This window comes from Actinomadura darangshiensis (assembly GCF_004349235.1).
GTDB lineage: Bacteria > Actinomycetota > Actinomycetes > Streptosporangiales > Streptosporangiaceae > Spirillospora > Spirillospora darangshiensis.
Genome location: NZ_SMKY01000344.1, coordinates 1 through 8618 on the forward strand (window position 1 = coordinate 1; position 8618 = coordinate 8618).

General features: G+C 70.5%; 12 protein-coding genes. 4 read left to right on the forward strand and 8 right to left on the reverse strand.

Annotated elements, in window-relative coordinates:
* Positions 1–202 precede the first annotated feature (202 nt).
* The gene (locus E1293_RS40685) at positions 203–442 is read left to right on the forward strand and encodes a ribbon-helix-helix domain-containing protein (protein ID WP_132204438.1); all 240 of its coding nucleotides are present in this window, start codon (positions 203–205) and stop codon (positions 440–442) included.
* Positions 439–828 (forward strand): hypothetical protein, encoded by a 390-nt coding sequence (locus tag E1293_RS40690; RefSeq protein WP_132204440.1) that lies wholly within the window; start codon positions 439–441, stop codon positions 826–828. The genes E1293_RS40685 and E1293_RS40690 overlap by 4 nt, the downstream gene beginning before the upstream one ends.
* Position 829: 1 nt before the next feature.
* On the opposite strand, the gene E1293_RS49915 is transcribed toward E1293_RS40690, so the two are convergent.
* On the reverse strand, positions 830–3136 hold the full coding sequence (locus E1293_RS49915; protein WP_243717312.1) for an MMPL family transporter: 2307 nt from the start codon (positions 3134–3136) through the stop codon (positions 830–832).
* 72 nt (positions 3137–3208) lie between these two features.
* Between E1293_RS49915 and E1293_RS40700 the strand changes: the two genes are divergently transcribed.
* Positions 3209–3838, forward strand: a complete 630-nt coding sequence (locus tag E1293_RS40700) for a TetR family transcriptional regulator (protein WP_132204442.1) — start codon at positions 3209–3211, stop codon at positions 3836–3838.
* 46 nt (positions 3839–3884) lie between these two features.
* Here E1293_RS40700 and E1293_RS40705 read toward each other — a convergent pair whose 3' ends face one another.
* Entirely contained in the window at positions 3885–4439 is a 555-nt protein-coding gene (locus E1293_RS40705) for a MarR family winged helix-turn-helix transcriptional regulator (protein ID WP_132204456.1), read from the reverse strand.
* 67 nt (positions 4440–4506) lie between these two features.
* Between E1293_RS40705 and E1293_RS40710 the strand changes: the two genes are divergently transcribed.
* Entirely contained in the window at positions 4507–5571 is a 1065-nt protein-coding gene (locus tag E1293_RS40710; RefSeq protein ID WP_132204444.1) for an alpha/beta hydrolase, read from the forward strand.
* Here E1293_RS40710 and E1293_RS48115 read toward each other — a convergent pair.
* The 6 genes from E1293_RS48115 to E1293_RS40735 form a co-directional block, all read right to left on the reverse strand.
* Entirely contained in the window at positions 5543–5716 is a 174-nt protein-coding gene (locus E1293_RS48115) for a hypothetical protein (protein ID WP_165978621.1), read from the reverse strand. The genes E1293_RS40710 and E1293_RS48115 overlap by 29 nt on opposite strands.
* Positions 5717–5726: 10 nt before the next feature.
* Positions 5727–6092, reverse strand: coding sequence for a DUF2516 family protein (locus E1293_RS40715; RefSeq protein ID WP_243717313.1), 366 nt, complete (start codon positions 6090–6092; stop codon positions 5727–5729).
* A gap of 146 nt (positions 6093–6238) precedes the next feature.
* Positions 6239–6673: a hypothetical protein gene (locus E1293_RS40720; protein WP_132204446.1), complete on the reverse strand. Its 435-nt coding sequence runs from the start codon at positions 6671–6673 to the stop codon at positions 6239–6241.
* Positions 6670–7107, reverse strand: a complete 438-nt coding sequence (locus E1293_RS40725) for a helix-turn-helix domain-containing protein (RefSeq protein ID WP_132204448.1) — start codon at positions 7105–7107, stop codon at positions 6670–6672. Before E1293_RS40725 ends, E1293_RS40720 begins: the two co-directional genes overlap by 4 nt.
* A gap of 100 nt (positions 7108–7207) precedes the next feature.
* Positions 7208–7504 (reverse strand): YiaA/YiaB family inner membrane protein, encoded by a 297-nt coding sequence (locus E1293_RS40730; RefSeq protein WP_132204450.1) that lies wholly within the window; start codon positions 7502–7504, stop codon positions 7208–7210.
* Positions 7505–7575: 71 nt separating this feature from the next.
* The coding region (locus E1293_RS40735) for a neutral zinc metallopeptidase (protein WP_243717315.1) at positions 7576–8618 on the reverse strand (1043 nt) is incomplete at its 5' end.

Consider the following 8618-nt stretch of genomic DNA (forward strand, 5'->3'; position numbering starts at 1 on the left):
CACCCGGTCCTGATCACGGCCACCCGGCCCCCGGAACCTCGACCTCGACGGCGAGCACCCGGCCGCTGCCCGGCCACGACCTCGCCCGCGGACCAGTCGGAGAAGTACAGCCGGTCCCCGTGCCAGCGCGGCGACTCGACCAGCCCCCGGCCCCCGACGCCAGTACACACTGGAAGGCGTCGGAGTGTGTATTGTGTGGCCCATGGCGAGACTCAACATCACGCTGCCCGACGAGCTTGCCGCCACGCTCCAGGGGCTCGCCGAGGACAAGAAGATCGCCTCGGTGTCCGGGTTCCTCGCGGACGGGGCGCGCCTCAAGCTCGCCTACCTGCGCGACGCGTCCACCATCGACGACCTGTTCGGGCCGCCGAGCCCCGACGAGCAGGCCATCGTCGACCGGCTCGTCGAACGCGGCACGCCGGACCGCCGGGACGTCGCATGATCACCGGTCACGTCTTCGACGCGACCGCACTCCTGGACCTCGCGACCGGCAAGACCATCTACGTCCGCGCCCGGCTCCGCGCGTCCATCGCCCAGCACGCCACCATCGTCATCCCGGCCACGTCCCTCGCCCGCGCCTGGCAGCTCGTCCCCGACCACGGCCGCGCCCTCCTGGAACGGCTCCCCGGCATGCAGGTCGTCCACGTCGACGACCTCGACGACGTGATCGCCCAGCAGACCGGCCTCCTCGTCACGACGATCCCGAACCTCGGCATGGACGCCGCGCAGGCCGCCTGGTCCGCGCGCTGGCGCCGCTGGCCGCTGGTCACCGCCGACCCGGACGTCTACGAGTCCGTCCCGGGCGTCCGGGTCGAGCAGATCCCCTGACTCAGCGCGTCAGTTCCAGCTCCAGCTGCTCGGCGACCGGTTCGGGGGGCGGGGGCGCCGGGCGGCCGCGGCCGGGCCACCACCAGTTGGCGTGGCCCAGGAGGCTCATCAGGGCCGGTACCAGGACGAGGCGGACGATCGTGGCGTCCATCGCGACGGCCACGGCCAGCCCGAGGGCCATCATCTTGATCGTGGGATCGGGCTGCGGGACGAAGCTGGCGAACACGAAGATCATGATGAGCGCGGCCGAGGTGATGAGGCGGGCGGTGGCGCCGATGCCGATCACGACGGACTCGTGCGGGTCGCCCGTCCGCTCGTACTCCTCCTTGATGCGCGACAGGAGGAACACCTCGTAGTCCATGGACAGCCCGAATATCAGGGCGAACATGAACAGCGGGATGAACGACATGATGGGAATGGCCTGGTCGACGCCCAGCAGCCGGATGCCCCAGCCCCATTGGAAGACGGCCGTCACGACGCCGAAGGACGCGCCGATCGAGAGCAGGTTCATCAGCGCCGCCTTCAGCGGGACGACGACCGATCGGAACGCGATGACCAGCAGCAGCAGAGCGACGGTCACGACCGCTATGACGACGGTCAGCATCCGGTCTCCGACCGTTGTGGCGAGGTCGATGATCGCGGGATTCTCGCCGCCGAGATAGACCCGCGAACCCGGGTGCGCGTCCCGGATGGCGCTGATCTCGACAGTGCGCAGCCGGTGGACGAGATCGGTGGTCGATTCGGCGTGCGGGGCGTCGCGCGGAATCACCTGGACTATCGCCGTCGTGCCGGTGACAACGGGCTCCCCCACGAAGACGACGCCGGGGACCTCGGAGATCTTCAGGCGCAGTTCCTGGCCGATGAGGACCGCGTCCTTGTCGGGCTTCTTGCTCATGTCGGGAGCGCCCTTCGGACGCTTGGGCCCCGCGGACGGAGAAGGCTCGGCCACCGCGGGGCCGGTCAGGCCGGACAGGCCGTCGCGTCCCTTGACCGTGGGCACCACCCGCTTGGGCTTGGTGCGCTTCTCCTCGCCCGGCACCTTCGCGACCACCACGAACGGGCTGTAATGTCCGGCGCCGAACTCCTCGGCGACGATGTCGTACGCCTGCCGCGCCTCCATTTTCTTGGACGACATACTGTCCGCCATCACACCGAACCGCAGGCTGAGCGTCGGAATGGCGAGCGCCAGCAGAACGAGCGTCGCGACGATGGCGTAAGGCCACGCGTGCCGGTCGACGTGCCGTCCCCAGGCCATCCAGCGGCGCGAACTCCGGTCGGGCCTGACACGGGGCATCTTGTACTTGTCGATTCGCGGCCCGAGCGCCCCGAGAACGGCGGGCAGAAGGGTCAGCGCGGCGACGACCATGATGGCGACCGCGAGCGCGGCGCCCAGCCCGATCCGTCCGATGAACGCGATGCCCGACAGGAAAAGGCCGCAGATGGCGAACACGACGGTTCCGCCGGCGAAGACGACCGCGTGCCCCGAATGCGCCATGGCGCGTCCGACCGCGGTCTCGACGTCGTCGCCGTCGGCGAGCTGCTGCCGGTAACGCGTCACGATGAACAGCGCGTAGTCGATTCCGGCGCCGATTCCGAGCATCGCCGCGACCATCGGCGCGGTCGGCGCGATCTGGAACACCGACGCCGAGAAATGGATGAGCGAATAGGCGACGACCATCCCGCACAGCGACACCAGGATCGGGATCCCCGCCGCGAGGAACGACCCGAACGCCATCAGCAGGACGAGCAGCGCCAGCAGGATCCCGACGCCCTCCTGCGGCCCGCCCTTCGGCTGGTTGAGGATCATCGCGACGATGCCGCCGAACTTCACCTCGAGCCCGGCCATCCGCGCGGGCTCGACGGCCCGGTTCAGCGCGTCGAGGTCGGCGCGGCCGACGTCGCTCATCGTCCCGGTGAAGTTGAGCCGGATCACGACGGCGTTGTCGTCCTTCAGCCCGCCCATCCCTTGCACGTAGGGGTTCTCGGCGTACGCGACCCGGTCGAGCTCGGTGATGTTCTCGATCGACCTGCCGACGGTAAGGGCGACCCGCCAGTCCGCGGGGCTTGCCTGGGCCGTCTCGTGGAAGACGACGGTCGCGGTCGGCCCGGTCATCGCCGGGAAGTCCTGGGCGAGGGTGTCGATGGCGCGCTGCGTCTCGGTGCCGGGCAGCGTGCTCTGCTGGACGAACATGCCCCCGTGCATGAGGCCGAGGACCCCGGCGCCGAGCATCACCGCGACCCAGAGCTCGAAGACCGTGCGCCGCCGCCGCACGCAGAGCCGTCCGAGTGCCTCCAGAAACCGCGCCATGCTGGCAGAGAACACCCACCGCATGCCGTTTTGCAATAGATGCAACTTTGCAGTCGTGGTAATGTCCGTCACATGGCGGACGAGGAGACCCGGCCGAGCCTGCGGGAGCGCAAGAAGCGGCGCACCCGGCAGGCCATCGCGACCGCCGCGCTGCGCCTGTTCGCCGAGCACGGCTACGAGGAGACGACGATCGCCGACATCGCCGCCGCCGCCGACGTGTCGCCGCGCACGTTCTTCAGCTACTTCCCGTCCAAGGAGGACGTGGTCTTCGCCGAGATCGACGACCGGCTCGCCGAGGTGGCCGAGCGGCTGCGCCGCACCCCCGGCGAGACGCCGATGGAGACGATCCGGCGCAGCATCGTGGACGTCCTGGAGGCGATCGTCGCCGAGCACCGCGACTACGGGGCCGTGCAGGTCAGGCTGGTCCTGGAGCGTCCCGCCCTGCGGGCCCGCGCGCTCCAGCGGCTGCTGGACGCCCAGGACGCGATCGAGGCCCTGTTCCACGAGCTGTGCCCCGGCATCTCCGAGATCGACGCCGTCGCCGCGTCCGGCATCGCGGTCGGCGGCATGCAGGCGGTCGTCGCGCACTGCCGCCGCGAGGGCTACGACCCGCTGTCGATGCGCACCGCCCTCGACCGCGCCGTCGACCTCGTCGAACACGGCCTCAACTCGGTGGACGCGCTCTCCCGCCCGTCCCCCTGAACCGCCGGGCACCGGGCGGCGGAGGCGCCCGCCCCCGGTGCCCGGCTCATACTGTTCCGGCGGGCCCGTCCGAGTCGCGCGCCTCCTCGGCGGACGGCATCAGGGGCGGGCCATCGGTCTCCACCGCCGCCACCACCTTGCGGAGCAGATCGGACAACTGCCGGCGTTCGCCGCCGGTCAGGGCGGCGAGGAAGGCGTGCTCGCCGGCCGCCTGGTCGCCGATCGTGGCCTCCCATGCCCGATGCCCCTCGCCGGTGAGCCGTACCAGCAGGCGCCGCCGGTCCGCCGGATCGCGCAGCCGGGCGATGTGCCCCGACTTCTCCAGGCGGTCCAGCCTGCTGGTGAGGGTCGCGGGATGGGCGTCCAGGGCCCGGGCCAGCCAGGACGGCGTGCCCTGGTAGGGCGGCCCGGCGGAGCGGAGCCGCCACAGGATGTCGTACTCCCAGCCCTTGAGCCGCCGCGCGGCCAGCCCCGCCTCCCTGCGGCGCTGCAGCGCCCGCACGAGGACCTGCATCCGGGTGATCGCGCCCTCGACGTCCGGGTCGAGTCCGGGGACCTCCCGGGACCAGTACTCGATGTGCCGATCGACCGAGTCTTCCATCACGCGACAGATCCTATCGCCTCATATATTATGGTTTCGTAATAACAGTGTGCGACAGGAGCCTCCCATGCCGCTATGGCCCGCCGGCTTCGCCGGCAGGATCGACGAACACACCATCACCAGCGAACTGCTTCGCGGCAACCCGTTGAGCGACCCGCATGAAAGGCCCCTCTGGGTCTACACGCCCCCCGGCTACGACGCCGAGACCGACCGCCGCTACCCGGTCGTCTACATGCTCCTGGGCTTCACCGGAACACTTTCCGCCTGGAGCAACCAGCCCGGCGCCTACCGCACGTCGGTACCGGTCGCCGCCGACGCGCTCTTCGCCGCCGGCGAGGCCCCGCCGATGATCCTGGTCTTCGTGGACGCCTGGACGACCTACGGCGGCAGCCAGTACGTCGACTCCGCCGGAACCGGCCGCTACCACTCCTACCTGTGCGAGGAGGTCGTGCCCTGGGTGGACGCCCGCTACCGGACGCTCGCCGCCCGCGACCACCGGGCCATCGCGGGCAAGTCCAGCGGCGGGCTGGGCGCGATGGTCACCTCGATGCTGCGCCCCGACCTGTTCGGCGCCTTCGCCACGCACTCCGGAGACTCCCTGTCCGAGGCCCAGTACATCCCGCATTTCCTGTGGGCGGCCCGCCACCTGCGCGCCTACGACGGCGACATCTTCACCTGGTGGAGCGACTTCCGCTCGCGGGTCGCCTTCACCAAGGAGGAGGACCTGCGCCTGCTGGAGATCCTCGGCGTCTCGGCGTGCTTCTCACCCGGCGACGACGGCGCGCCGCTGCTGCCCTTCGACCCGGTCACCGGAGCGCTGCGTCCAGAGACCTGGCAGCGCTGGCTGGACTGGGACCCCGTCCGGATGGCACCGGCGCACGGCGAGGCGCTGCGCTCGATGCGCGCCATCTGGATCGACGCCGGAACCCGCGACGAATGGTTCCTGGACCTCGGCGCACTCGCCTTCCGCGAGGCACTCGACCGGGCCGGCGTCCCGGAGGAGTCCGTGCACTTCGAGCTCTTCGACGCCGGCCACTACGCGATCGAATACCGCCAGCCCCGAGCCCTGGCCTGGCTGGCCCGCCACCTGGCCCCGGCCGATGTCAGTCGTTGGCGACGATCTGCTGGATGATGATCGTGCCGATTCCGAAGGCGTTGTAGTAGATCGTCAACTCATCCAGTTCCAACCAGTACAGGTCGGCAACACCTTCGTACGGGTGACTGCCCGGCGGGTGAGGTTGCTCCAGCAGGAGGAGGATGACGTCGAAGACCAGCACTTCACAAGGGTCACCAGGGGCCGTAGGGGCCTGAGCGGGAGCCGCCGCGGCCGCCGTTGTTCTTCTTGTACGGGCCGACGGCCGGGCGGACGTCCGCCAGGTAGACGGCGGCGCCGATGAACGCGGCGACCGGCAGGATGCCGAGCAGCAGCGCGATCGGGCTGGCGCCGAGCGCGGCGGGCGCGACCGCGTAGGCGGCCCCCACCACCGTCGCGACGATCAGGATGATCATCCAGAGCTTCTTGCTCTGCTTGCTCGCCGCGGAGAACGCCCCGGTGGGCACCGTCAGCGAGTCGATCAGCGCCCACGCCTCCATGACGAAGGCGATTATCAACAGCAGCCAGAAGAAGTAATCCAGCACGTTGAAGTCCGACATCGGCGATCAGCGCTCCTGCTCGTCTCGGACGGCGACTCGTCGTCGCGCACACGGCACACCCACCCTATGCGCAGCACGCCGCCTGCTGGTGAAGACGAAGAGGCCCGGCCGGGTGTTCCCCGGCCGGGCCCCTTCACGGAACGCGCTCAGGCGCCGTTCTTCTTCGTGGTGGACCGCGGCTGCGCCGGCTTGCGCGGCTGCGCGGTGCGCGGCTTCGGCGCCGGCTTGGCGTCGGTGATCTCCGCGACGTCGGCGGCCTCGCGGTGCACGACCTTCTTGCCGCGCTCGGCGAGCTCGTCGATGAACCCGAAGGCGCGGGTGCCGAAGTGCGTGGCGTACGCGACGGCCGCGCCCGGCAGGTCCTTGGCGTCCACCCGCTCCTGGTACCGGGAGACCTCGCCGCGGTAGCGGGCGGCGGTCTCGCGGACCTGGACGCGGTAGCGGTCGACGGTCTCGCGGACCTCGCCCTGGTACCTGGTCACCTGCTCGGGGACCTCACGGATCTTCTCCACCGCGAAGTCGCCGGCGCCGGCCACGGCGTACACGGCCTTGTTCTCTCGGAAGTTGCTGGCCAGCGTCATCCGACCTCTTCCTTTCCGTTCTGCTCGGCTCTGGTCTGTTCTGGCGCGGCGTCGCCGGCGGGCGCTGCGGGCCCGGTACCGGTGACGCCGGTGGCTTCGTTCTCCTTGAGGAACGACGCGTAGATGTCCATCAGGACCTGCTTCTGCCGCTCCGTGAGGAGGAGGTCGGCCCGGACGGCGGCCTGCACGTCGGTGTCGGCCTCGCGGTCCTCGAGGATGCCGGCCTGCACGTACAGCGCCTCGGCGGAGATCCGCAGCCCTTTGGCGATCTGCTGCAGGATCTCGGCGCTCGGCTTGCGCAGGCCGCGCTCGATCTGGCTCAGGTACGGGTTGGATATCCCCGAGACGTCCGCGAGCTGCCGCAGCGAGATCTTCGCCCGCGTGCGCTGCTCCCGGATGTACTCCCCGATCGAGCCGACCTTGGAACTTGCCATGTCTTCACCCTGCGTCATAGTGCTTGCTATTGCAAGCAGTGTAGCTAGCACTTTGTGGTGAAACGCCTCACATGCCGGAAAGGCCGTGCGAACGGGCAGGTCACAGCGTCGGGTTGGCGTACGGATCGTGCTCGGCGAGCAGCTTGTCGAGCCGGGCCTGGTCGACCCGGCTGGTGATCGCCTGGTTCTCCTGCCTGTCGCGGACGCACTTGGCCAGGGTGAACGTCGAGGTGATCACGTACAGCAGGCCGAGCGCGAGGAAGCCCCGCACCCACGCGCTGACGGGCAGGTACGCGACGCCGAGGGCGACGGCGACGCTGGAGACCGCGAACGAGATCACGGCCTGGACGAAGAACGCGGCGGAGCCGGCCGGCGGCGGCGGACTGGAGGTCGTCATGGCAGGAGTCTGCGGCCCGCCCGCGTCCCCGGGCATGAGTACCGATGCTCAGCCGGGCGGGGGAAAACGACTCAGCTCACCTTGGAGTCGGGCACGATCCACGTGTTGCACACGGTCAGGTTCCTGCCGTTGAAGCCGGTGATCACCCAGCCCGCGTAGTGGCGGCTGATGCCGTGGTCGCGCTTGTCCGGCGGCAGGCGGTCGTCGCCGCGCCCCTGCACGTCCCTGATCATGGCGAGGTACTGCTCGCGGGTCATCGGCAGGGTGGTGCGCTCGCTGCTGAGGAACGCCCCGGCGAAGCACTGCGCCTGGAGCTCGATGCGGCGGCTCGCCTCGTTGCCGGTGGCGGTGTCGCCGCTCTCCATCTGCCGGTCGCCGTAGAGCAGGATGCCCGCCCGGTCCTGGACGTGGTGGCCGTACTCGTGCGCGATCACCCGGGCGTAGACGGCGTAGTTGGACACCGGCTCGCCGCCGGACGTCTCCACGACGTTCTCCAGCCCGACGTACATGGTGTTGTTCGCCGGGCAGTAGAACGCGGACGCGCCCGGCGCCGGGTAGGAGCCGCACGGGCTGCGCCCCGGCTCCAGCCAGAAGACGCGGTGGGGCTTGTCGAACGGGATCCCGGCCTTGCGGAACTGCCGCGACCACGAGACGTCCAGGCAGTTGCTGAGGGTGTCCATGAAGCCGCGCATGGACTGCGCGGACGGCAGGATCCGCGGCAGCCGGCAGCTCACCGGCGTCAGCGCGCCGGTCTTGTACAGCTTGCTGTCGGTGGCCTTCCCCTTCGCGGTCGCCGGACCGCCGGACGAGGAGGTCGAGCCGCCGCCGCTGCCGGTGCCCGTCCCGGCGGGCTCCTGGCCCGCACCGGCCACGGAGAGCCCGAGGATCGCGAGGACGACCAGCGCCGTGAGGCCGCCGAAGATGCCCGCGATCGTCCCGCCGGCACTGCGGCGCGGACGCGGGCGCATCGGGACGTACCGGTACTGCGGCTGTCCGTAGGCAGGAGCCCCGTAGCCCGGCCCGCCGTACGGAGGCCCGCCGTACGGGGGCCTCGGAGGCGGTCCGCCCGGGGGCGGTCCGCCATAGGGCGGCCGGCCGTAGGGCGGTGCCGGGG

Bases quoted from the DNA above. Each gene is read 5' to 3' on its own strand.
- E1293_RS40690 (WP_132204440.1), top strand. From the start codon at position 439: ATGATCACCGGTCACGTCTTCGACGCGACCGCACTCCTGGACCTCGCG.
- E1293_RS40730 (WP_132204450.1), bottom strand. From the start codon at position 7,504: ATGACGACCTCCAGTCCGCCGCCGCCGGCCGGCTCCGCCGCGTTCTTC.
- E1293_RS49915 (WP_243717312.1), bottom strand. From the start codon at position 3,136: ATGGCGCGGTTTCTGGAGGCACTCGGACGGCTCTGCGTGCGGCGGCGG.
- E1293_RS40710 (WP_132204444.1), top strand. From the start codon at position 4,507: ATGCCGCTATGGCCCGCCGGCTTCGCCGGCAGGATCGACGAACACACC.
- E1293_RS40720 (WP_132204446.1), bottom strand. From the start codon at position 6,673: ATGACGCTGGCCAGCAACTTCCGAGAGAACAAGGCCGTGTACGCCGTG.
- E1293_RS40715 (WP_243717313.1), bottom strand. From the start codon at position 6,092: ATGTCGGACTTCAACGTGCTGGATTACTTCTTCTGGCTGCTGTTGATA.
- E1293_RS40700 (WP_132204442.1), top strand. From the start codon at position 3,209: ATGGCGGACGAGGAGACCCGGCCGAGCCTGCGGGAGCGCAAGAAGCGG.
- E1293_RS40705 (WP_132204456.1), bottom strand. From the start codon at position 4,439: ATGGAAGACTCGGTCGATCGGCACATCGAGTACTGGTCCCGGGAGGTC.
- E1293_RS40685 (WP_132204438.1), top strand. From the start codon at position 203: ATGGCGAGACTCAACATCACGCTGCCCGACGAGCTTGCCGCCACGCTC.
- E1293_RS40725 (WP_132204448.1), bottom strand. From the start codon at position 7,107: ATGGCAAGTTCCAAGGTCGGCTCGATCGGGGAGTACATCCGGGAGCAG.